This window comes from Nonomuraea sediminis (assembly GCF_018531495.1).
Taxonomy (GTDB): domain Bacteria; phylum Actinomycetota; class Actinomycetes; order Streptosporangiales; family Streptosporangiaceae; genus Nonomuraea; species Nonomuraea sediminis.
This window is the reverse complement of record NZ_JAHDTI010000001.1, coordinates 1,388,657-1,409,735: the sequence shown is the minus strand read 5'-3', so window position 1 is coordinate 1,409,735 and position 21,079 is coordinate 1,388,657. Positions and strand designations below refer to the sequence as shown.

General features: G+C 67.0%; 23 protein-coding genes and 1 pseudogene. 13 read left to right on the top strand and 11 right to left on the bottom strand.

Annotation, left to right across the window (positions count from 1 at the left end):
* Positions 1-109 precede the first annotated feature (109 nt).
* Both KIK09_RS06510 and KIK09_RS06505 read right to left on the bottom strand, forming a co-directional pair.
* Positions 110-808 carry a response regulator transcription factor gene (locus KIK09_RS06510; protein WP_214317683.1) on the bottom strand — a complete coding sequence of 233 codons (699 nt, stop codon included), beginning with the start codon at positions 806-808 and terminating at the stop codon, positions 110-112.
* Entirely contained in the window at positions 805-2,019 is a 1,215-nt protein-coding gene (locus KIK09_RS06505) for a sensor histidine kinase (RefSeq protein WP_250572536.1), read from the bottom strand. The genes KIK09_RS06510 and KIK09_RS06505 overlap by 4 nt, the downstream gene beginning before the upstream one ends.
* A gap of 317 nt (positions 2,020-2,336) precedes the next feature.
* On the opposite strand from KIK09_RS06505, the gene KIK09_RS06500 reads away from it, so the two are divergent.
* The 4 genes from KIK09_RS06500 to KIK09_RS06485 all read left to right on the top strand — a co-directional run bounded on the left by KIK09_RS06500 (position 2,337) and on the right by KIK09_RS06485 (position 6,973).
* Entirely contained in the window at positions 2,337-3,488 is a 1,152-nt protein-coding gene (locus KIK09_RS06500; protein WP_214317682.1) for a monooxygenase, read from the top strand.
* A complete protein-coding gene (locus KIK09_RS06495; RefSeq protein WP_214317681.1) occupies positions 3,485-4,057 on the top strand; it encodes a QcrA and Rieske domain-containing protein in 573 nt (190 codons plus the stop codon). Before KIK09_RS06500 ends, KIK09_RS06495 begins: the two co-directional genes overlap by 4 nt.
* 64 nt (positions 4,058-4,121) lie before the next feature.
* The gene (locus KIK09_RS06490; protein WP_214317680.1) at positions 4,122-6,299 is read left to right on the top strand and encodes an MMPL family transporter; all 2,178 of its coding nucleotides are present in this window, start codon (positions 4,122-4,124) and stop codon (positions 6,297-6,299) included.
* A gap of 320 nt (positions 6,300-6,619) precedes the next feature.
* On the top strand, positions 6,620-6,973 hold the full coding sequence (locus KIK09_RS06485; RefSeq protein ID WP_214317679.1) for a hypothetical protein: 354 nt from the start codon (positions 6,620-6,622) through the stop codon (positions 6,971-6,973).
* A gap of 284 nt (positions 6,974-7,257) precedes the next feature.
* On the opposite strand, the pseudogene KIK09_RS06480 reads toward KIK09_RS06485, so the two are convergent.
* Positions 7,258-7,458, bottom strand: a pseudogene (locus tag KIK09_RS06480) (cytochrome P450); the annotation flags it as partial.
* A 137-nt stretch (positions 7,459-7,595) separates the two neighbouring features.
* Between KIK09_RS06480 and KIK09_RS06475 the strand changes: the two are divergent.
* Entirely contained in the window at positions 7,596-7,976 is a 381-nt protein-coding gene (locus KIK09_RS06475; protein WP_214317678.1) for an adenine nucleotide alpha hydrolase family protein, read from the top strand.
* 344 nt (positions 7,977-8,320) lie between these two features.
* Here KIK09_RS06475 and KIK09_RS06470 read toward each other — a convergent pair whose 3' ends face one another.
* Both KIK09_RS06470 and KIK09_RS06465 read right to left on the bottom strand, forming a co-directional pair.
* Positions 8,321-8,614 (bottom strand): hypothetical protein, encoded by a 294-nt coding sequence (locus KIK09_RS06470; RefSeq protein WP_214317677.1) that lies wholly within the window; start codon positions 8,612-8,614, stop codon positions 8,321-8,323.
* Between the two features lie 51 nt (positions 8,615-8,665).
* The gene (locus tag KIK09_RS06465; RefSeq protein ID WP_214317676.1) at positions 8,666-8,836 is read right to left on the bottom strand and encodes a hypothetical protein; all 171 of its coding nucleotides are present in this window, start codon (positions 8,834-8,836) and stop codon (positions 8,666-8,668) included.
* Positions 8,837-8,903: 67 nt separating this feature from the next.
* Between KIK09_RS06465 and KIK09_RS06460 the strand changes: the two genes are divergently transcribed.
* From KIK09_RS06460 to KIK09_RS59920, 4 genes are all read left to right on the top strand, one after another.
* Positions 8,904-9,470 carry a hypothetical protein gene (locus tag KIK09_RS06460; protein ID WP_214317675.1) on the top strand — a complete coding sequence of 189 codons (567 nt, stop codon included), beginning with the start codon at positions 8,904-8,906 and terminating at the stop codon, positions 9,468-9,470.
* Positions 9,471-9,614: 144 nt separating this feature from the next.
* Positions 9,615-9,881, top strand: coding sequence for a bifunctional DNA primase/polymerase (locus tag KIK09_RS60525; protein WP_214317674.1), 267 nt, complete (start codon positions 9,615-9,617; stop codon positions 9,879-9,881).
* A gap of 26 nt (positions 9,882-9,907) precedes the next feature.
* Positions 9,908-10,183 (top strand): hypothetical protein, encoded by a 276-nt coding sequence (locus KIK09_RS06450; protein ID WP_214317673.1) that lies wholly within the window; start codon positions 9,908-9,910, stop codon positions 10,181-10,183.
* A gap of 122 nt (positions 10,184-10,305) precedes the next feature.
* A complete protein-coding gene (locus KIK09_RS59920; protein ID WP_214317672.1) occupies positions 10,306-11,007 on the top strand; it encodes an integrase core domain-containing protein in 702 nt (233 codons plus the stop codon).
* Positions 11,008-11,356: 349 nt separating this feature from the next.
* Here KIK09_RS59920 and KIK09_RS06440 read toward each other — a convergent pair whose 3' ends face one another.
* The 3 genes from KIK09_RS06440 to KIK09_RS06430 all read right to left on the bottom strand — a co-directional run bounded on the left by KIK09_RS06440 (position 11,357) and on the right by KIK09_RS06430 (position 14,535).
* Positions 11,357-13,039, bottom strand: a complete 1,683-nt coding sequence (locus tag KIK09_RS06440) for a tetratricopeptide repeat protein (protein ID WP_214317671.1) — start codon at positions 13,037-13,039, stop codon at positions 11,357-11,359.
* Positions 13,036-14,244: an ATP-binding protein gene (locus KIK09_RS06435; RefSeq protein WP_214318061.1), complete on the bottom strand. Its 1,209-nt coding sequence runs from the start codon at positions 14,242-14,244 to the stop codon at positions 13,036-13,038. Before KIK09_RS06435 ends, KIK09_RS06440 begins: the two co-directional genes overlap by 4 nt.
* 84 nt (positions 14,245-14,328) lie before the next feature.
* Entirely contained in the window at positions 14,329-14,535 is a 207-nt protein-coding gene (locus KIK09_RS06430) for a Rossmann-fold NAD(P)-binding domain-containing protein (RefSeq protein ID WP_214317670.1), read from the bottom strand.
* A 222-nt stretch (positions 14,536-14,757) separates the two neighbouring features.
* Here KIK09_RS06430 and KIK09_RS06425 point away from each other — a divergent pair, with 222 nt between their 5' ends.
* Positions 14,758-15,546, top strand: a complete 789-nt coding sequence (locus tag KIK09_RS06425) for an SDR family NAD(P)-dependent oxidoreductase (RefSeq protein ID WP_214317669.1) — start codon at positions 14,758-14,760, stop codon at positions 15,544-15,546.
* Here KIK09_RS06425 and KIK09_RS06420 read toward each other — a convergent pair.
* Together KIK09_RS06420 and KIK09_RS06415 are read right to left on the bottom strand one after the other, a co-directional pair.
* On the bottom strand, positions 15,532-16,434 hold the full coding sequence (locus tag KIK09_RS06420) for a LysR family transcriptional regulator (protein WP_214317668.1): 903 nt from the start codon (positions 16,432-16,434) through the stop codon (positions 15,532-15,534). The two genes, KIK09_RS06425 and KIK09_RS06420, sit on opposite strands and share 15 nt — an antisense overlap.
* 629 nt (positions 16,435-17,063) lie before the next feature.
* Positions 17,064-18,140, bottom strand: coding sequence for a lipocalin-like domain-containing protein (locus tag KIK09_RS06415; protein ID WP_214317667.1), 1,077 nt, complete (start codon positions 18,138-18,140; stop codon positions 17,064-17,066).
* Between the two features lie 274 nt (positions 18,141-18,414).
* Between KIK09_RS06415 and KIK09_RS06410 the strand changes: the two genes are divergently transcribed.
* Complete coding sequence (locus KIK09_RS06410; protein ID WP_214317666.1) at positions 18,415-19,350, top strand: sensor histidine kinase; 936 nt, start codon at positions 18,415-18,417, stop codon at positions 19,348-19,350.
* 174 nt (positions 19,351-19,524) lie between these two features.
* Positions 19,525-20,208, top strand: a complete 684-nt coding sequence (locus KIK09_RS06405; protein ID WP_214317665.1) for a response regulator transcription factor — start codon at positions 19,525-19,527, stop codon at positions 20,206-20,208.
* Here KIK09_RS06405 and KIK09_RS58970 read toward each other — a convergent pair.
* Positions 20,195-20,317, bottom strand: coding sequence for a hypothetical protein (locus KIK09_RS58970; RefSeq protein WP_275955997.1), 123 nt, complete (start codon positions 20,315-20,317; stop codon positions 20,195-20,197). The genes KIK09_RS06405 and KIK09_RS58970 overlap by 14 nt on opposite strands.
* A gap of 318 nt (positions 20,318-20,635) precedes the next feature.
* Between KIK09_RS58970 and KIK09_RS06400 the strand changes: the two genes are divergently transcribed.
* Positions 20,636-21,076: a Chromate resistance protein ChrB gene (locus KIK09_RS06400; RefSeq protein ID WP_214317664.1), complete on the top strand. Its 441-nt coding sequence runs from the start codon at positions 20,636-20,638 to the stop codon at positions 21,074-21,076.
* Positions 21,077-21,079: the final 3 nt, after the last annotated feature.

Sequence of the window (21,079 nt, the reverse complement as noted above, 5' to 3'; positions counted from 1 at the left end):
TCGACCGTGATCGACCTATCCAACCGGCAGAAGCGTCCAAACGCCGACCCGTGATCATTTCCGGTCGCTGCCCTTGCTAGGCACTGCGCGAACGCGGGCGTTGCCTGCCTTACATGCCAGGGCTGACCAGTCCTGTTTGGTAAGCGATGAAGACCAGTTGCGCACGGTCGCGCGCCTCCAGTTTCGCCATCGCGCGGCTGACATGGGTGCGCGCGGTGGCCGGGCTGAGAAACAACGCGGCGCCGATCTCGTGATTGCTCAGGCCCTGCCCCACCAGGGCCAGGACCTCGCGCTCGCGATCAGTCAGCACCGCGAGCCGGTCCTCCGCGACCCGGGCAACTGTTCGTCGAGCGGTGAGCCGGCCAATGAGGCGCCGGGTGATCCGCGGCGCTAGCAGCGCCTCGCCGGCGGCGATCACCCGGATGGCGTGCAGGAGCTCCGCCGGTCCGGCATCTTTGAGCAGGAAGCCGCTGGCGCCGGCCTGCAACGCGTCGAGGACGTACTCGTCGGTGTCGTAGGTGGTGAGGATGAGGACTCGCACCTGCTCCAACCCGCGCGTCCCGGTGATCTGGGCGGTGGCTTGGATCCCGTCCAGCTTCGGCATGCGGATGTCCATGAGGACGACGTCGGGGCGGGTGGCGCGAGCCTTTTCGACGGCTTCGGCGCCGTTGGTAGCTTCGCCCACCACCGTGATGCCCTCCTCGAGGTCGAGCAGGACCTTGAACCCGGATCGCACGAGCCTCTCGTCGTCGGCCAGCAGCACCTTGATCGGAGCGTCGGTCAACGGTGAGCCGGCGGCCGCGTTCACAGGCGCGCCCCGGTCAGCGCGAGGGGCAGTCGTGCCCTGACCTCGAACCCGCCGCCCGGAAGCGGCCCGGCGTGGAGCTCCCCGCCCAGCAGCTGACAGCGTTCGCGCATGCCGAGAATCCCGCGACCCGCTGGGCGCGGATCCGCTGAGTGATGGCCTGGGGCGGCACGGCTTCCCTCATCGGTCACGCGGATCTCCAGGGCCTCGATCCCGGGGTTCAGCGCGACCGTCACCCTGGTGGGACCGGCGTGGCGGACCACGTTGGTGATCGATTCTTGAACGATGCGGTAGGCGGCGCTCCCTACCGCGCTGGGCAACGGGGCCGCGGGCGAGGTCTCCTCGAGCTCGACCTCGAGCCCGGCCTCACGTGCCTTGGCGGCCAGCTCGTCGATTTGCCCCAGACCTGGGTACGGCTCGCGCCCGTCGTCGTTGCCGTTGTCGTCGCGGAGCACCCCGAGGATGGCCCGCATCTCCTGGAGCGCCCGGGAACTGGTCTGCTCGATGGCGCGCAGCGCCTCGCGCGCCACGTCCGGCCGCTTGTCGAGCACGTGCGCGGTGACACCGGACTGGACGTTGATGATCGCTATGGCGTGCGCGACGGTGTCGTGGACCTCGCGCGCGATCCGGAGCCTTTCGGCGTCGACCCGCGCTCGCGCTTCCTCATCGCGCGTCCGTTCGGCCAACTCGGCGCGCTCCTGAGCTTCGGTCGCGATGACCTGCCGGGACCGAACGGACTCGCCGAGCGCCGCGCTCATGACCGACGCGCCGATCCGGAAGAACACCCACCCGATGGCGGCGCGTGGCTCGATGTCGGCAGCGGCGACCAGCCAGACGACGGTGAGCATCGAGGTGCCCACACCAGCGATCACCAGCGACCGGCGCCCGTCACCGTAGGCGGCGAGGGTGTACAGGGCGACGAAGAGTCCGAGCCAGCCGGGCCCGTCCGGGAAGTCAAGGCTGTAGTACACCGAGCTGGCGAGCGCGGCGGTGACGAACACCAGCACCGGCCATCGGCGGCGGACGGCGACGACCACGCCGCTCACGATCAGCAGGCCGAATCCCAGATTTCCGAGGTCGGTGAGGGGGCGCTGCACCACCTCACCGGTATTGCGGACGATCGTGCCCTGAACCTGCATCACGGTGATGAAGAGCGCGAGCAACACGTCCTGCGCCTGCGCCGGCAGACGCAACGACATCACGCGGTGTTCCATGCTGCGATCCTACGGTTCCCGTCCGCGAGAACACTCCGCCCAGCTGCGCGAGCGCCTACGACGACGGATGTAGCCGGGCACGAGGCGCCTACACAGACCTGCGTAGGCGCTGCCGCCCGTTGCCGGAGGCCCACGGCGGCTCGGCAACGCGACGATGGAGTCCGCGAAAGACCTGCGAACACCTCCATGAGGGCAGCCCGTCAGCTGGACGCGTGTCGTGCTTAGCGCTTTCACCCGCAGCACAGTTCTCCGCCGGATGGGCGTGCCCGTGCCAGACACGAAAGGTCATCATGAGGAAACGGATGAGGCACCAGCGTATGACTGCCCTGGCAGCGGGTTCGGTGGCCATGGTGATGGGGCTCGCCGCCTGCGCGTCGGACTCCGCGGATTCTGTGGCAGACCCGGCGCCGCACCATGGCCATGGCAGTTCCTCGCCCGCGGCCTCGCAGCCATTGCGAACCGGCGAGCGGTTCGTCAACCTGACCATGCCGGAGTCGTATACGCCGTCCGCTCCCCATGGCGGCACCGATGATTACCGGTGCCTGCTGATCGATCCACACGTGACCAAGCCGATGTTCCTGACCGGAGCCCTCTTCCAGCCCCAGAATGCGAAGATCGTGCACCACGCCGTCGTCCAGGTGGTGGCACCCGAGGCCGCAGCACGGGCGCACGCCAAGGACGCCGAGACGCAGGGCCCCGGCTGGACCTGTTTCGGCGATACCGGGTTGGGCCGAGTAGCGGGAACCTACGCCAGCGCGTGGACCCCCAACGGCACAGAAAGCGTTCTCAAGCAGGATGTCGGCTTCCCCGTCAAGCCCGGCAGCCTGATCGTCGTTCAGGCGCACTACAACCTGCTGGCCACGGACGGCCGCACGGGCGAAACGGACCGGTCCAGCGTCCGGTTGCGACTGACCGACGGCACGGCGGCCACCAAACCCCTGCGCACGCTCCCTCTGCAGGCGCCGATCGAACTGCCCTGCGCCAGTGGGGAGTCCGGTGTGCTGTGCGACCGCGCCGCCTCGGTCGCGGATGTCACCAAGCGCTTCGGTGACAGGGTCGGGGGTATCGCGCAGCAATTGCTGGAACTCTGCGGCAAGGGCAAGCCGATGCCCGGCAACACCCAGCGCTGTGACTATCCGATACGGCAGCCCATGACGGTGTACGCGGCGCTGGGACACATGCACATGCTCGGGCGCTCGATCAAGGTCGAGCTCAATCCCGGCACCGCCCAGGCCCAGACCTTGCTCGACGTCCCCAACTTCGACTTCGACAATCAGAAAACCTGGCCATTGCCCACCCCTGTCGACGTCAAGCCAGGAGATACGCTGCGGGTCACCTGTACTCACGACGCCACTTTGCGGAAGCAACTGCCGGCGCTGAGCAAACTCCCACCGCGATACGTGGTCTGGGGTGACGGCTCAAGCGATGAAATGTGCACCGGCTTCATGATCACCTCGGCTGCCGCATGAAGATGATGCGCCGGGCGCTGCTGCCGCTGCGCGCCTTTCTCGGTGGCACCGTGTTGTCATTGACCGCCTGGCTGCAGGCGAGGGTGCGTCACAAACTCGGTCTACCGACGCGCGGCACGCCGGATGAGAGGACTGCCGTACAGGACGACATCAAGCGCCGTACCGCGCTACGGGGCGGTCTGATCGCGGCCGCGACGACCGCTGTCGGAGTGGCCGCGGGGAGCGCGCTGGCACTCGCCCGGCGCCCCGTGACCTCCCCGAGGGACTCGGCGAGCACAGGGCCGGTGATCGCTGCCGCCGCCGACATCGCCGCCGGGTCGGCGAAACCCTTCACCGCGCCGAATGGGGCACCTGCCTATCTCCTGCGCCCGACCCCGGACACGTTCCTGGCGTTCAACGCCACCTGCACCCATCAGGGTTGCCCGATCTCCTACGTCGGCCCCGGATTTCGCTGCCCTTGCCACGGCTCGACCTTCGACGAGAACGGTCAGGTGACCGGAGGGCCGGCGCGCGCATCGCTGATCGAAATCCCAGTAAAGGTCATCGACGGCCAGATCACGATCGCCTGAAGGTCCAACCGCCAACTTCCGGATGGACCTAGCCCGATGAATAGAACGACTTTGAGGAGAAGAATTGAGAACCGAGACTTCCCATACCGATGGAGCCCTGGCGAGGCTGGCCCGATTCTGCTATCGGCGCCGCCGTCTGGTCCTGCTCACCTGGATCGTCGGCGTGATCGCCGTGGCGTTGGTCGGCTTCGGGTACGGCGCAGCCCCCGACAACGACTTCACCGGTGGAAACTCCGAATCCGCCAAGGCGCAGGAATTGATCGAGCGGCATTTCCCCGAGCAGCAAGGCGACACGCTGACCCTCGCGATCAAGGCGGACAAGGGAATCGATGATCCCGCCGCCCGGCAGAAGATCGAGAAGGTCCTCGCCGGGCTCGCCGACTCTGCCGTCACCGGACCGATGACGTCGCCGTATGACGACAAGAGCCTGGTGACGGCGGACCGTCGGATCGCCCGCACGACGATCCCGCTGAGCGACAAGGAGGTGGACAAGACCGAGGTCAAGCCCCTGGTGGACATGGTCAAGGCGGCCTCCGACGACAGCGTCACGCTTGGCCTGGGCGGGTACATGGCGGAAAAGGCCGAGACGCCCCCGCAAGGTCCGGCCGAAAGCGTCGGCCTCCTGGCGGCAGCGGTGATCTTGTTCATCGCCTTCGGCTCGCTGGTGGCGATGGGCTTGCCGATCGTGACCGCCCTCCTGGCGATCGTGGCCGGCCTCGCGCTGATGAAGCTGGTCGGGTACCTGGTTCCCGGGCCGGATTTCACCTTGGTCTTCGGCGCGATGATCGGGCTCGGGGTCGGCATCGACTATGCCCTGTTCATCGTGACCCGGTACAAGGACAGCCTGCAGGAGGGCGATGACCCCGAGAGCGCCACGGTCAAGGCCCTCACCACTGCCGGTCACGCGGTGCTGTTCGCCGGCGTCACCGTCGTGATCGCGTTGCTCGGCTTGGTGGTCATGGGACAGCGGTTGATGACCGGGGTGGCCGTTGCCACGTCGATGATCGTGCTGGTGACGATGATCGCCGCGGTGACCCTGCTGCCCGCGTTCCTGGGCTTCACCGGCTACAAGATCAACTCGCTGCGCCTGCCCCGTCGCGCGCCGCGCGGCAACCAGTCCGTCACCGGTCCGTCCCGGCAGCGCCGTACCCCCGCCGAGCGCTGGGCCGGCACGGTGCAGCGCAGGCCGATGATCGCCGCGACGCTGGCCGGCGCGGTTCTGCTGGTGCTGGCCGCACCCACGTTGTCCATGCGGCTGAGCCAGCCTGACGCCAGCGTTCAGCCCCACGACAGGAGCAGCTACACCTCCTACAAGATCCTCTCCGAAGGCTTCGGGCCCGGCTACGGCGCACCGCTGATCTTCACCACGCAGGTCGACTCCACCGACGCCGACCTGAGTCCCGTCGTCGAAGCGGTCCGCAACACCGACGGCATCGCCTACGTCACGCCACCTCGGGTCAGTAAGGATGGGCAGGCCGCCACCTTCATCGCCTTCCCTGCGACCGGGTTCCAGGATGAGGCGACCGCGAACCTGGTGCACAAGCTCCGCGACAACGTGCTGCCCAGCGCACCCGGCGGCCGGCACGTCCTCGTCGGCGGCCCGAACGCCGCCACCATCGACGTCGCGGAGGAGTCCGGCTCCCGCCTGCCCCTGATGATCGCGGTCGTCATCGCGATCTCCATGGTCCTTTTGATTGCGCTGGTCCGGTCGGTCACGATCGCCCTGCAGGCCGCGGTCATGAACCTGCTGTCCATCGGCGCCGCTTACGGTGTGATCGTCGCGGTCGTCCAATGGGGATGGTTCGGCCCCGCCCTCGGCTTTCCCGCCGCCATGCCGGTCACGACCTGGGTCCCGATGATGATGTTCCCGGTCCTGTTCGGCCTGTCGATGGACTACCAGGTCTTTCTGATCTCCCGGGTCCGTGAGGAATACGAGCGAACCGGCGACACCCGCACGGCCGTTGCCCGGGGGCTGGCAGGGACCGCCAAGGTCATCACGGCCGCCGCCGCGATCATGATCGCCGTCTTCACCACCTCCCTACTCGGCCCTGACATCGCCGTCAAGCAGGGAGGTCTGGGCATGGCCGTCGCCGTGCTCATCGACGCCACCATCGTCCGGATGATCCTGGTTCCCGCCGTCATGGAGCTGTTCGGCAAGGCCAACTGGTGGATGCCCGGACGCCGCGCATCGAAGCCGACCCCGGCCGCAGGAGCCAGGCTCGAAGAACAGGCCGGAGTCTGACCCCTCGCCGAACCGGCGTGCGGGAAACCTACCGAGAACTGCGGCACGTCGGTCTCGTACTCCAGAACCGTGGCGACCGCGCTCCCGAGCAGCAGCGCTCCGGGTTCCCGTACCGGCCGAGGTGACCCGCGCGTTCGGCATGAACGGAACGTACGCAAGGCCGCCCGCCCCGACCGTGAGCGGCCGCTGGCCCAGGCCTGCCCTGGCGGCTCCACCGAGGTCTTCCAGAGCCAAGAGCCGTCCCGCACCCTGACCGCGCCTTCGTCCTCATCGTCACTGTCGCCGTCGTTGCCCGACCCTCTACCTGCTAAGGAAGAATCATGTTCTTGCGCATCGCGGTCACCGCCCAGACCGTTGCCCTGCTGCTCCAGGCGGTGACCGCCGGGCTGCTGCTAGCCTCGCCCGGCGGCTGGACGGCGCACCGTGCCACGGCCCCCGGTGTCGTGGTCACCGTCCTGCTGTGCCTGATCGCCGCGCTGGTGTCACGGCGGATAGGCGCCATCGTGCGCGCCGCTGGGATGCTGATGATGACGCTGGCCCAGATGGCGCTGGGCATGGCACACGTGAAGAGTCTGCACGTGCCGCTCGGGGTGCTGATGTTCGGCGTGAGCATGGTGCAGCTGGCACGGGCCTGGTCCGTCAGCCGCACTGAGACGGCGTCGCCGTCACGATGACCGGACGGCAGGCGCCGCGGCTGCTGGGCGTGGACGCGGCGCTGAGAATCTCTGGCTGTTCGCTGCCCGTACTCCTGCCGAGGCGGAGGCCCTGCCCGGCCCGAGCCCCGATCAGGGAGTACGACGGTCACCCCATCGACCTGGCTCGGCCAGGTACCCACCGGCTCGTCGGGGCCTTCGACGGCAAAGGCAGCGGTACGAGCAGCCGGTCCGCGCCCCCTACCCCGCCCGCAAACGCGCAACCACCGCAGCCGACCTTGCCTGCCGTTCCCGGTCGATGGTGATCACCAGGTCACCGGCAGGGAGAGCACGCCGTTGACGGGTGCTAGCTCGCGGTAGCGCAGCTCCTCATAGGGCACGGCGAGCCGTAGCGTGGGAAAGCGGCGCAGGAGGGCCGGCAGGGCGACGCGGAGCTCCATGCGTGCCAGCTGCTGGCCGAGGCATTGGTGGATGCCGTGCCCGAAGGCGACGTGCGCGCTGGGGCGGCTGGGGCGACCTGCCCGCCGCCGAGGACCACCCGATGGCGCAAGCCGCATGACCCACACCATGACCAGCCAGCAGACCAGGAAGGCCCTTGATCATGAACGTCTCTACCTGTCCATCAGACGCTACCGCCCTTCGCATGCTCAGCCTCGGCGCGGGTGTGCAGTCCACCACCTTGCTCTTGCTGTCCGCTCGAGGTCGGCTCCCCAAGATCGACGCCGCCATCTTCGCCGATACCGGATGGGAGCCCAAAGCCGTCTACGCCCACCTCGACCGGCTCGAACGCGAGGTTGCTCACCCTGCCGGTATCCCCATCCTGCGCGTGCGGGCAGGTCACGTTGAAGGCACGGTGCCCGAAACTGCTCCGGCGGGAATCACCGGGAACCTTCGCACCGACTCACTGACCCCCGGCGCGTTCGTGCGCATGCCCGTATTCGTGCGCGACCGCAACGGAACCGGCACGGCGATGGTGCGTCGCCAGTGCACCGAGGTTGTCGCGGCAAAAGGCGTGTCTCGTTAGGTTCGTGTTCTGGTTAGCCGGGGTGCCCGGTCCAATGATGACTTCATGATGTGGACGGCCTCGTGTCCCGTTTCTTGATCCATGAACCCATAAGGACGCTAGCGCTAGCACGGTTCATCCGTCTTTGAGATTCTTCCCTCATGCTGGGTTGCTTACGGAACGTCTTATGGTTCATCGGACTGATCATCATGTGGGGGGTCGGGTATGGGATGTGGGCTGTAACCGGCTCGCTGTGGGTGGCTATCCCGGTGGGTCTCATTGTGGGATTCGGCGTCTCAGTCGGTTTCGGGATGCTGATTGGGTTGGCAATCCGGCGGGGACAGTGACCGCGACGCGGGAATGGGTTACGTCTCCTCCTCGGGAAGAGCTGGCGGCAGGCTTGAGAGGACCACGTCGCGCGGCGGCCGTCGCCTGACGTCCTCACGCTCGCGGTCGACTATCAGGCGTCCGTCTTCGTCCCTGGCGTACTCGTAGACACGTGCTGACGGGCAGTCCACAAGGTAGACCTCGAGCCGGTAGATGCTGTACGGGTTGAGCCCGTTGTCGTAGAGCCAGTCGAGCAGGCGCGAATGGAAGGCCGCCGCGAAGAGCAGGTGGCCCTGTTCGCGGACGTCGAGCACCACGAGCGGTTTGATCACGTCTCCTCCTCTGGTGGCACGCCAGCCCAGTTTTCCGCACTTGAGTGATCTTCAGCGGAGGTCTCGTGGATCGATGTCGAGGAGGTCCAGGAGATGGAGTTGGAGGTCGGTGGGTTGCGGGATGGTCGGGGGTGACTGGCCGGTGCCCGAGATCAGCCGGATGCCAGCCAGGGCGTCGAGGATGAGCTTGCCGGTGGGGATGGCGGGGCGACCGGCGTACAACCCTGCGACCTTGGTCGCGCCCTGGGCGGTCAGGTCGTGGCGGACCTGACGTTCGATCAGGCAGAAGATGCTGCTGGGCTACCCGCACCCGCGCCCAGTGCCCGCCGCCGTGTTCGCCGAACAGTGGATCGGCATCAGCCGCGATGAGTTCCACCGAGCCAAGGATGCCCACGTGCGCTACCTGCGCAACGCCTTCCCGCTGCTCGACATGGACGGCGCCGCCGATGGCCGGCCCGGCTGGACCCGCAACGACTGCCTGCGCTACCTGCGCACCCACGGATGGCCAGACACTCCCAAGAGCGCCTGTATCGGCTGCCCCTTCCACGGCAACCGCCAGTGGCGCGAGCTGCGTGACAACTACCCCGACGAATGGGCCGACGCGGTCGCGTTCGACCGCAGCCTGCGCGAGATGACCTTGCGCGGCATCAAAGAACAGCCGTTCCTGCACCGCAGCCTGTTGCCCCTCGACCAGGCACCCATCGACAAAGTCACCCGCGCCGAATGGAAACAGCGCCAGATCGACCTGTTCGACGCCCTGGCCGACGACGCGAGCGACGACGCCGAGGAAGGCGCACCTGACGGGTGCTCTCCCTGGAGCTGTCGCGGCGATCAGGTCACCTACGAGGCCGCCTGACCCCGCCCCCCAGCTGGTGGCCCTACCGGCCATCCGACAAGCCGCCAGTTGGGGGAATCTCCACCCGATCAAGCCTGTGACCTCCGCAAACGAAAGGTGCGATGATGAACGACCTGCTCACCGCCGCCACCGGCGCCGCCCGGCGTGGCTGGCACGTTTTCCCGCTCACTCCAGGCGGGAAATACCCCTGCCCGCGGCTTCACCCGCTGGGAGCACAACGCCACCACACACCCCGCCCGGCTGGCGGCCTGGTGGCGCCGTGCGCCCATCAACGTCGGTGTTGCTTGCGGCCCCTCCAACCTGCTGGTCATCGACCTGGACCTTGCGCCTGCCGAAAATGTCATCCGGCCAGGTCACTGGCCGTGCAGGCATTCTTCTCTGGCCTGGGCAATCTTCCGTCACCAGGAATGACAATCTGTGCGGCATGATGATCGGCCGTGCTGCTTCGCCTGGCCTATCTCGCCGTCACGAACGCCTTCGCCGCGCTGCGGTTGCTGCCCATGGGCGATCGGGACAAGAACATCGAGATTCTCGCCCTGCGCCACCAAATCAACGTTCTTCAACGGCAGCTCGGTGCCGACGTCCGGGTGAGATTCGCTGCTGAGGACCGGACCTTTCTCGCCGCGCTCCTGGCACCACTGCCTCGTGAAGTCCTGCGCCGAATGCGGCTCCTCATCCGCCCGGATACCGTTCTGCGCTGGATCGCGATCTGACGAAGGGGCGTCATGCCCGTACCTGCCGGCCGAACAGGCGAGGTCGCCCGCCCACGGTGCGGTCGATTCGTGTCCTCATCCTGCGCTTGGTTCGCGAGAATCCATCGTGGGGATATCGGCGAGTGCATGGCGAGCTCACCACGCTCGGCATCAAGGTGGCTGCGTCGACGGTCTGGGAGATCCTTAAGCAGGAAGGGCTTGATCCGGCACCCGAGAGGGCGTCGACCACGTGGGCCGACTTCCTGCGCTCGCAGGCCGACGCTCTGTTGGCCTGCGATTTCATCGAGGCCGTCACCCTCGATGGGCACCGTCAGTACATCCTGGCGGTCATCGAGCACGCCAGCAGGCGCGTTCGAGTGCTGGGCGTCACCGCGCATCCGAACGCGTGCTGGGTCATTCAGGCGATCAAGAATCTGGTGATGGATCTGGAGGATGGGGGCTGCCGGGCGCGCTATCTGATCCGAGACCGGGATGGGAAGTTCCCCGCTGTCATGGACGAGATCCTCGCCGAGGCAGGTATCCAGACGGTGCTTACTGGTATCCGGATGCCGCGGATGAACTCGATCATGGAGCGGTGGGTGCAGTCGTGCCGCCGTGAGCTGCTGGACCGTTGTTTACTGTGGAACGAACGCCACCTGCGGCACGCCCTGGGCGAGTACGAACAGTTCTACAACCAGCACCGAGCCCATCAAGCTCTGGCCCAAGCGGCCCCGCTGCGTACTGTCCCGGATCCGATCACGGATCCCGAGCGAATCATCGACCTGAACATACACCGACGAGACCGGCTCGGCGGCGCCCTCCACGAATACTCACATGCAGCTTGAACTGCATGGATGTAATTTTCGGCAGCCGCAGAGCTGCTAAATGATCTACCGCGATACACGGTCCGTACACAAGAGCAACCACCGAGCAACCAACCATGATCGACAACGAGGTCGGAGGCTCGCGAGAACCGAGAAATCGCAGGTCGGGCGGGGTATATGAGAGTAGGGCGGGTGGGACTTGAACCCACGACCCACGGATTATGAGTGTCCTTGACGAGGCCGGATCCGGACGCGGTGTTGCGGCGCGAGCTCGGGCAGGAGGTCGTCCCCGGCCTTGCGGAGCACCATGCCGAGCCGTCGGACGACGCGTCAGGAGGCACGCCTTGGGGGGTGATCAGGTTTGGCGCGGCTACGAGAGCAGGTGTGAGATTCGTGCCGCATCGGGAACCTTGTCGATCGCCGGTGAATCGTCGTGCTGCCGATCGGTTGCCGGAGGAATCGGCAGTGTGGCGCGTATCGCCGCTACGCAGTCGGCTTCGGCCTTGCTGCGGATGTTGACCGCGGTGAGCGCGGAACGTATGGCCTCCTGGCGTTCCCTTTCCCACTCGCGCGCCTCGCGCGCGGTGTCGATGGCGCGCTCTTTCGTGTCCGGATCTGAGATGTCCCGGGTGAGCTCCTCTGCCATGGACTCGTCCAAGGTGCGCCATTCGCCGTCTTCCGGCCCAACCGCCGCAGGCACAAGGGAGCGGAAGCTTGTGACGGCCCACTCATGCCGGCGGTACGCGTTCCGAGCCCAGACCTGCGCACCGGATGCCTGCTGCCTGGCCAGCCTCACGCTGTCGGCAAATGCCGATAACGCGTCGGCACCCGCGCTATATGCCGTGGCGAGTCTGGTTGTTTCGGTGCGGATCTCCACCATGAGCTCATGGAAGTCGGAGCCATCGCCGTCTTGTACGCGTAGCTCTCCGCTCCCGCCGGCCACCGCATCGAAGTCGCCTGCGTAGTCGGCCGTGCGCTCGGCCTCGAAGTTGAACGTGGTGACCACCAGGCCGAACCCCGAGACGTCACCGGGGACAGGGTCGCCTTCCATGTCCAGAACGCGCCAATCCAAGCGCTCGACGGGTCGTAGGGGCACCGGCCCGGGATGATCGAATATCTTCAGCGGATTAAGCGACGCACCGCTCTTGTACAGTTTCGCACCAAGCGATCTGGCGACTTTGGCGAACACCTCGAGGGCTCGCTCGAGCAGCTTCTCCACCTCGGCGCGAGCCTCTGAGGCGGCGCTCAGGAGATCGCGGACAGCCGCCTCGATCGGCGGCGAGCAAGCTGGGCTTATGAGCTCGGCGAGGCGGTCGAGCTCTGGGGCGTCCATCGATCTGGGGTTCAGCTGCCACTTGTGTTTGAGGGCTTCGAGTTGCCACCAGATCTCGCCGAGCGCCTTGCGGAGTGCGGCATTTCTCGGATTGATGCGAGCGGCCGCGAGATAGACAGTCGCCGACTCGAGAGGACGACGTAGCAGAAACAGCAGGTCGGCAAGTCCCATGGCCAGGCGCTCATGGTTTGGATCGAGCCGGAGGCCGTTCCGGTAGGCGTGTTCCGCCGCTGCCCAGTCGTTGCGGGTACGGGCCACGTCGGCAAGGGTGAGGTACGCGATCGGTTCCTGCGGGTCCGCCTCTACTGCCGCCTGCGCCGTGCGCTGCGCCTCGTCGACCCTGAAGACCGCCAGCTGGCACCTCGCCAGCAGGTCAAGCGTCCATACCTCGTCCGGAGCCAGCCTCGCCGCCTCCGCGGCCTCCCGGAGAGCCGCGCCGTACCGCTGATCCCCCAGAAGGAGTGAGGCCATCAGCCTATGTGCCCACGACCTGTGAGGGTCCAGGCGGAGGGCTGCCTCCGCCGCCTCGCGGGCTTCCCTCTCCCACCGGGAACTCAGCTCGGATCCGGCGTTGAGGAGGCAGTGAGCGCGAAGGCAGAGCGCATCGTAAGCGGTCTCCTCCGAGACCAGCGCCGGCTCCAAGGCCAGTGCCGCGTCTCGCCATCGCCCCATTTCGACGAGGCTGCGGGCGGTCAGGAGGGCCTTCTGGCCATCGTTCATGCCATCCCTCGCTGCCTGAGGTAGGCGAGGAGATCGTCGAACTTGCCGGCCGCGTCGGCGAACATCACCACGTTGCGAGCGTCCTGGAGCCACGGGCCGATCGAGGGTTTCACCTCGCCGAACGCCTGGTCGAAGTCGGTCATGCGGATCGGCCGCGCCTGCTGGGTGCGGACCGACTCCAGCATCGCGTGCTCGGCGGCGGTGTCACACAGGTGTGCCAGGTCGGCGCCGGAGAAATGCTCGCTGCGCTGGACGAGTTTCGCGATCTCGATGCCTTCGAGCGGCCGATCACGAAGGTGATACCGCAGGATGGCGTCGCGCGCGGGACCGTCGGGCGGGGCCACCAGCAGCAGGCGGTCGAACCGTCCCGGCCGCAGCAACGCGGTGTCCACGTCCCACGGGTGGTTGGTCGCGCCCAGCACGAAGACGCCGTCGTTGGCGCTCTTCACCGAATCCAGCTCGGTCAGCAGCTGGTTCACCGTACCGCGCATCGCGGTGCTCGTCCGCAGATGCACGCGCTTCTGCCCGAGCGCGTCGATCTCGTCGAAGAACAACACGCACGGTGCGTTACGGCGCGCGATCTCGAACATCTCGTGGAGGTTGCGTTCGCTGGAACCGACCCAGACGTCCAGGATGTCGGACAGCGACACCGTGAAGAAACGAGCACCCAGCTCGCCGGCGATCGCACGAGCGAGGAAACTCTTGCCGCAGCCTGGGGGACCGTACAACAGGAGACCGCCAGGCAGGCTCCGGCCGTAAAGGCGGCGCATCTCCGGGTTGCGCATGGGAACCAGGAACGCCGCATCCAGACGCCGCTTCACCTCTTCAAGCCCGCCGACGTCTGACAGTGTCAGGCCGGGAGGCTCCACCGTGTCGTCGTCCGGGTGGGGTGCGGGGTCTTCGACCAGCGCGGGCTGGACGATGGCCGCCATCTCGTTCTCCGCAGCGCTCCAGTCGAACTGGCTCGGGGCGCCCTCCGCCGGTGCTCCCCGCAGCTGGTTCGTCGCTTTGGAGAGGACGGTGAGTGCCTCGGCATTGCCGGGATCGCGCTCGAGCGCGGCGGCGCAGTGTGCTAACGCGGCCGCCGGATCCCCCAGGGTGACGAGCAGTCCAGCGACATGAACGCGGAGAGCCACGTCATCTGGGCGGTCCTCCACCGCCGCGAGGAGACTCCGCACCACGGCAGGCAATCCAGTGTTTTCCATATCACCCACAATCGAAACGGTTGGGCCATTGATCACCGTACGGCATGCCAGGGAGGACCCGTCGGCGTTATGGACCGCCCTGTGTCAGACGAGTTGCCAGCCGCAGTCGATGCCGTGGACCGAGCGGTTGCGCAGCAGGAATGCGACGGCGGCGACGATGTCGCGCATCGTCGCGAGCCGCCTGGTCAGTGTGCGGGCGATGACGGTGGTCAGGTCTTTGTCGCGCCAGGAGGGGCTCTCACCGATGACGCCGGGGTGGACCGCGTTGACCCGGATGGGCGCGAGCTCCACACGAGGGTGCGGACAAGCCCGGTCACACCAGCGTTGGCGGTCGAAACCACGGTGGATCCGGGCCTGGTGGCGCCAGATGCGGTCGCGGGTGGCGCGTACTCCGGCGTCAGGGCCGCTCGGCATCATCGGGACTGGCCGGATTCGTTGTGATAAGCAATTGGTCTTGCTTCCAGCTCTATCATGTCTTGGACTTATAGCGGACATGGCGGCTAGCTTTGCGCCATGTCGACGACCAACCAAAAGTCGCAAGATGCTCGTCCCGCCGCCCCACTTGAGGGGAAAGTCGCGATCGTCACCGGTGCAGCGCAGGGCATAGGCAACGCCATCGCGCATGGCCTCGCCGCTGAGGGCGCGCACGTCGTCATCGCCGATCTCCACGGCGCCGAGGAAGCGGCTCAGGCCCTTCCGCAGAAAAGCGCCGGCATCGAGGTGGACGTCGCGGACGAGCATGCGGTGGCGCGCATGGCCGAAGAGACAATCACGCGTTTCGGCGGGATTGACCTGCTCGTCAACAACGCGGGTCTGTTCGCTTCGCTGGTGATGAGACCGTTCACGGAGATTCCCCTTGCCGAATGGCGGCGTGTCATGGACGTCAATGTCGCCTCGATGTTTCTCGCCTGCCAGGCCGTCGTGCCGCACATGCGCGAGCGCGGCGGCGGCAAGATCGTCAACATCTCGTCAGCAACGCCATTTCTAGGGGTTCCGCTCCGACTGCACTACGTGACCTCCAAGGGGGCGATCATCGCCTTCACCCGCGCCTTGGCGAAGGAACTGGGCCCCGACGGCATCAACGTCAACTGCATCGCTCCCGGCTTCACCCTCAGCGCGGGCGTCCTGGAGCACGACGCGGTGCTTGATCAGCTCAGCCGCGCGGCCGTTTCCGCCCGTGCGATCAAACGCGACCAGCAGCCCGAGGACCTCGTCGGCGCGGCGCTCTTCCTGTGCCGGCCAACGTCGGATTTCGTCACGGGCCAAACCCTGGTCGTGGACGGCGGCCTATACCTCCACTGAATCGTCTGGGTCAGCCAGAGTGGTTCTGGCGTAGGGCAGGAATGCTCGCGCGGCGGGTGAAAGGCCGTCCTTCTGCCAGATCAAGATCAGTCGCCGAGTCAGTTTCGGCCGGCTGAGCTGGATGATCGCGAGCCGTTCTGACGTCGGTGCTGCAGAGCGTGGCACGAGCGCGATTCCTACGCCTTCGGCGGCGAGATCGACGAGGATCCCCAGGTCGCTCGACTCCGCGGCGATGCGGGGCGTGAATCCCGCAGTGCGCGCGGCCGCGTCCAGTGCCATGCGTTGCCCGCTTTCCGGCGGAAGGGTCACCATGGGCTCGTCGCGGAGTTGCGCGAATGGGACGGAGTGAGAGGCGGCGAGCGGGTGGTCGCGGGAGACCACGATGACGGCCGGTTCTGTTCTGATCACCTGTGAGTCGACCTTGTCGGGCACCGGTTGGCGGGCACCGAGCCCAATGACGGCCACGTCGAGTGTTCCTTCGTCGACCTCGCTGATGAGCGAGGTGGTGTGTCCGTCGCGCAGGCGCAGCTCGACTCCAGGGTGGTCACGGCGGTAGCGGCCTAGCAGCGACGGCAGTTCCTGCGGCGCCGGCACAAGCGTGCCGACGGAAAGCCGCCCGGCGAGCAGGCCGCGCATTGAGGCAAGCGCATCGCGTCCGCTCTGTGCGGCCGCGAGTGTGGCCCGGGCATGCGGCAGGAATGCCCTGCCGGCACCGGTGAGCTGCACGCCTCGCGGCGTCCGGATGAGCAGCTGCTCGCCGAGCTCACGCTCCAGCCGAATGATCTGCTGGCTGACCGCTGGCTGCGCCACCTTCACCCGCTGGGCTGCGCGCGTGAAGTGTTGTTCCTCCGCGACCGCGACGAAGTAGGCGAGCTGCCGTAGCTCCATAAGGGAACACTATCGCGAGAGCATTCTCTCTATCTTTTCCTTATAAGAGAGGCCGGGCAGGTGGGTCGGGTCCTGCCAGAGTGTCACCTGCTCTGACCTGGCATGCGTCCCTCGGACAGCGGGGGCATACGAGGTGCTGTGGATTCCCGTCGGGCATTCTCGCACTCGGCTGGTATGCAGAGATCACCTCGGTGGCCTGATCCATGAGAATGAGCAGGTCGCTTAGGGTGACACCAATTTCGGCACCCACAGGCTTGACCAGTGCTTGGACGGGTCTGCGATCTAGTCGGGCGCGCGTCGGTCGCCAGCGCTTCCACCCGACATGGTCTTCATGGCGCTGCTGACCGACAAGCCCACCAACGCCACCCCGAACTCCTGGCGGCATAGTCAACCAGCAGAGCCTCACGCGAGACGATCTACACCACCTCGCGGGACGTGACCGCTGATCTGCTGGCGCCGACGCACGCCAGGATCGTGGCTGGGTTTTGAGGGCAGCGGAGGTCGTCTTTTCGTGTCGCAGCCTTCCACCGCTGCCCCGGGCCCCGGCATCCGTCCAGGTCGTCGATGTGAAGATCGGGCGGCCGAACCGCCTTTAGCGGGCGGTTCTGATCCGGGCAGGTGGTGAAGTGCTATCTCCAGTTGCCGTTCTGTTCGACGTAGGTCTGTCCGGTGACCGGCTTGCCCCGGTATTGCCCTGTGACGCTCGCCGCGCCTTCGTAGGTGCCGCCGAAGGTTCCCACGCGTTCCTGGCCCTGTGGCCGGGCGACAACGGTGAGACTGGCCTCCAGCGCGGGGATGTTCACGGTCCACCGCGTGCCGTACCGGTTCCCGGTGGTCGCGCTGGTCCAGTAGCCGGAGGTGGTGTCGGCGAGCGGGTTCACCGCGACGATTTGGTGGGTTCCGTCGGGGCGTAGCACGGTCGCGTAGGAGAACTCCGTGCCCTCGGCGAACAGGTCCCAGAGGTTGACCCGGTCGCCGTTGGACAGTTGCAACGGCATCCAGGTCCACTTCCGCATGGTGCTCCAGTCCCAGGTGCCCCACTGGCGGTCCAGCCAGGACTGGCCGGTCACCGGGTAGGTGCGGTCGTTCACCTTGAGCGTTCCCCGGGTCGCCAGGCTGGGCAGGGAATAGTAGTAGCTCGTGCCGCCGAGGAAGGGCATCAGCCCGGTCCCGTTGTTGTACAGCGCGGGTCCCTTCGCGCTGAGGGTCAGATCGATCTGGCCGGCCGGCAGCGTGGCGTGCAGGCGCATCTCGTCCATCGGCCCGGACAGCGTTGCCGACGGTGTGCGGACGTCGAGTTCGGTGGTGGAGAAGGTGGTCTGGTCGAGCGGGTAACTCTGGCTCTTGGTGTAGTAGGTGCCGCTGGTCTTGTCGGTGATCGAGACTATGGCCTGTGGCTGTTTGCCGCCGCCGATGGTGACCTCGTAGCCGAACCGGTGGCCGTGGGCCTCGACGTGGCCGATCACGTACCACCATTCTTGCCGTGCGTCCGGATGCGCCGCCTGATCGGCCGGCAGATGCACGAACGTCGGGAAGGCGGGTGTGGGCGTGGCCGCTGTGTAGGAGTTGGTCTTGGCGATCGCTGGGGCTGCCGACGACGCCGTGACGGCCAGCATTGCACTGAACACCAGGGTGGCGATTGCCGCGGTTGATCGACGTTGCTGCATTTGCATCTTCGTTCTCATCTCTTGCTGACGGGAATTCACTCAGCGCCGGGATCCCGCGATGTCCGGGTGCCGTGGTCTTGGGCGAGCCGGAGCGCGATTGGGTTCGGCCTGTGCCGGACGAGGTGCCAGTGGCGATCGCCTGGGGGTCGCGGAATCGATCGTCGCGCCTTCGAGGCGGCCAGGCCTCCGACAGGAGGTGGCGGCATCTACGCAGTTCTGCGTAGATGCCTTGTGCCTACGTACCCTCGTCGGGGTAGGGCGGTCGCGCGTCCAGGTGGAGGGTTCTCTCGTGTGAGAACCGTAGGATCGCGGCATGAAACATCGCCTGCCTGTGCCGGCGCAGGAGGTGCTGCTCGCGCTCTTCGTCACCGTGATGCAGGTTCAGGGCACTGTGACTCGCGTTGCCGCCGAGGGGGCGTCGCGGCCCCTCACCGACCTCGGATACCTGGGTTATGTCCTGCTGATCGTGAGTGGTGTGGTCGTTGCCGTCCGCCGTCGGTGGCCGGTGCCGGTGTTCGTTGCCCTCTACACCCTGGCCGCCTACGGTGACGGGCGCCGGTCGCTGGTGGTGGCCGGCGTGGGGACCACGGTGCTCGCCGTCAGCTGGCTGGTCGCGGCGGCCGACATCGAGCCGCGCGCCGCCATCGGGTGGGTGTTCTTCCGGATCGGTGCGTCGGTCATGAGTGCGGCCCTTGGCGAGTCGGTCCGATCCCGGCGGGTCATCGCGGCCGAGGCCCTGGAGCGCGCTGAGTTGGCTGAACGCACGCGCGAGGAAGAAGCGCGGGCGCGTGTCGACGCCGAACGGCTCCGGATCGCGCGCGAGGTCCACGACACCGTCGCTCACGCCATCGCGGTCATCAATGTCCAGTCCGGTGTCACCGCGCACGTGCTGGACAAGAAGCCGGAGGTGGCACGAGAGGCGCTGCGCGCGATCGAGCAGACCAGTTCTCGGGCGCTGCGGGAGATGCGGGCCATCCTGGGGGTGCTGCGTGATGACGAGGACGGGCGCGTGCCGTACCCGGGGCTGGGGCAGATCGGCGAACTGGCCGTCAAGGCGCGCGAGGCGGGGCTCGACATAGAGGTTGAGGAGAGCTCGCCGGTGGCGCCGTTGCCGAGCGCGGTGGGCGGTGCTGCCTACCGGATCGTTCAGGAATCGATCACGAATGTGATCCGCCACGTCGGCCCGACTCGGGTGAGGGGTGGCGCTGAACCCCGGGATCGAGGACTTGGAGATCCGCGTGACCGATGAGGGCCGCCGTGCACTTGGGGCCAGCATCCATGGTTCGGCCGGGCCCGGCCGTGGGATCCTCGGCATGCGCGAGCGTTGCCAGCTGCTGGGTGGAGAACTCCGTGCCGGACCGCTTCCGGGCGGCGGGTTTGAAGTCAGCGCACGACTGCCCCTCGCGCCGACAGGGACACGCCTGTGAACGCGTCACCATCGACCGAGGCCATCAAGGTGCTGGTCGCCGACGATGAAGGTCTGGTGCGTTCCGGGTTCAAGGTCCTGCTCGACCTCGAGGACGACATCACGGTGGTGGGAGAGGCCACTAACGGCGCCGAAGCCGTCGAGCGGGCCCGCGCTACCCGCCCCGACGTCGTCCTGATGGACATCCGCATGCCCAAGCTGGACGGGATTCAAGCCACCGCTCAGATCGCCGAGACGCACGGGTTGGAGCAGGTCCGCGTCCTCATCCTCACTACCTACGACACCGATGAGTACGTCTACGACGCCTTGCACGCCGGCGCCAGCGGCTTCCTACTCAAAGATGCCGGACCGGCCGAGCTTCTGCATGCCATCCGGGTGGTCGCTGCCGGAGACGCGCTGCTCGCGCCACGGATCACCCGACGCCTCATCGGCCAGTTCACCGCGCACCATAGAGCTGCCCAGGCTGCGGGCGACCGGCTCGCGGTGCTGACCGAGCGCGAGCGCGAAGTACTAGCCCTGGTGGGACAGGGCCTGAGCAACAACGAGATCGGTGCCGAGTTGTTTCTCAGCCCGGCAACCGTGCGCACCCATGTCAGCCGCGCGATGGCGAAACTGGGTGCCCGCGACCGTGCGCAACTGGTCGTCATCGCCTACCAAACAGGACTGGTCAGCCCCCAATAAGAGGCGCTTCGACCAGACCGATGTCCGCGAGCTCCCGCAGGATTTGCGCGGAGTCGCGGACGTCGGCCATGCCTTCGAGCAATTTCTTCTTGCACACCCATTCGCTCATATTCGAGAGCAGGGCGACAGACGTGCGGACCGGCCCGATACTTATTGGGGCGCGTGCAGTCACGCAGTATCAGCCCTTTGTCGTCCCACTCCACCGCGAGCTCGGGAACGCGTCGAAGAAACAATTTCGCGTCCTCGTCAGGCGTCGGAGTCGTCCTGCTGTTCGTCCTCGTGCTCGTGCCCGCCCTGGCTGTGCATGAGAAGGGCGTTCTCGCGGACGACCGGTTCGATGTTCTCCAAGCAGGGCACAGACCTCCTGAGCAGCCGTCGGTGGTCGACGCCATTGCCGTGTAACCGTGGTTGCTGAAACCATGGTTACGTGACTGGACAGTGGGTGTTGCCGGCCTACAAGATTCCCCGGCAGCCTTCCACGCCGCGGATCGCCATCTGGCGCAAGTTCGAGCGGCTCGGCGTCGCCCGCCTGGGCGATGGGCTGGCCGGCCTGCCTGCCGACGCCCGCACCCGCGAGCAGCTGGAATGGATCGCGGAGGAGATCCTCGAAGCGCACGGCTCGGCGATGGTGTGGCTGGCCGAGCCGGCCAGCGTCGCGCAGGAGCGCCCGATCGCCAGGGCCATGCGCGCGGCCTGGATCCTGGAGTACCGCGCCGTGATGACCAAGCGCGTTCCGCAGCCAAGGCCGCACCCGGCGAACGAGCCCGCGCCGCCGGACGGCTCCGCGCCGAACTGCGCCGGATCAACCGCAGGGACTTCTTCCCGCCCGCCGAGCGCGAGACCGCCCGGCAGGCCGTACACGCTCTGACCG

Excerpts from the sequence above, each read along its gene's own strand:
- KIK09_RS06505 (WP_250572536.1), bottom strand. The coding sequence starts at position 2,019 with ATGGAACACCGCGTGATGTCGTTGCGTCTGCCGGCGCAGGCGCAGGAC.
- KIK09_RS06500 (WP_214317682.1), top strand. The coding sequence starts at position 2,337 with ATGACTGCCCTGGCAGCGGGTTCGGTGGCCATGGTGATGGGGCTCGCC.
- KIK09_RS06495 (WP_214317681.1), top strand. The coding sequence starts at position 3,485 with ATGAAGATGATGCGCCGGGCGCTGCTGCCGCTGCGCGCCTTTCTCGGT.
- KIK09_RS06485 (WP_214317679.1), top strand. The coding sequence starts at position 6,620 with ATGTTCTTGCGCATCGCGGTCACCGCCCAGACCGTTGCCCTGCTGCTC.
- KIK09_RS06475 (WP_214317678.1), top strand. The coding sequence starts at position 7,596 with ATGCTCAGCCTCGGCGCGGGTGTGCAGTCCACCACCTTGCTCTTGCTG.
- KIK09_RS06460 (WP_214317675.1), top strand. The coding sequence starts at position 8,904 with ATGCTGCTGGGCTACCCGCACCCGCGCCCAGTGCCCGCCGCCGTGTTC.
- KIK09_RS06440 (WP_214317671.1), bottom strand. The coding sequence starts at position 13,039 with ATGAACGATGGCCAGAAGGCCCTCCTGACCGCCCGCAGCCTCGTCGAA.
- KIK09_RS06435 (WP_214318061.1), bottom strand. The coding sequence starts at position 14,244 with ATGGAAAACACTGGATTGCCTGCCGTGGTGCGGAGTCTCCTCGCGGCG.
- KIK09_RS06425 (WP_214317669.1), top strand. The coding sequence starts at position 14,758 with ATGTCGACGACCAACCAAAAGTCGCAAGATGCTCGTCCCGCCGCCCCA.
- KIK09_RS06420 (WP_214317668.1), bottom strand. The coding sequence starts at position 16,434 with ATGGAGCTACGGCAGCTCGCCTACTTCGTCGCGGTCGCGGAGGAACAA.
- KIK09_RS06410 (WP_214317666.1), top strand. The coding sequence starts at position 18,415 with ATGAAACATCGCCTGCCTGTGCCGGCGCAGGAGGTGCTGCTCGCGCTC.
- KIK09_RS58970 (WP_275955997.1), bottom strand. The coding sequence starts at position 20,317 with ATGAGCGAATGGGTGTGCAAGAAGAAATTGCTCGAAGGCATGGCCGAC.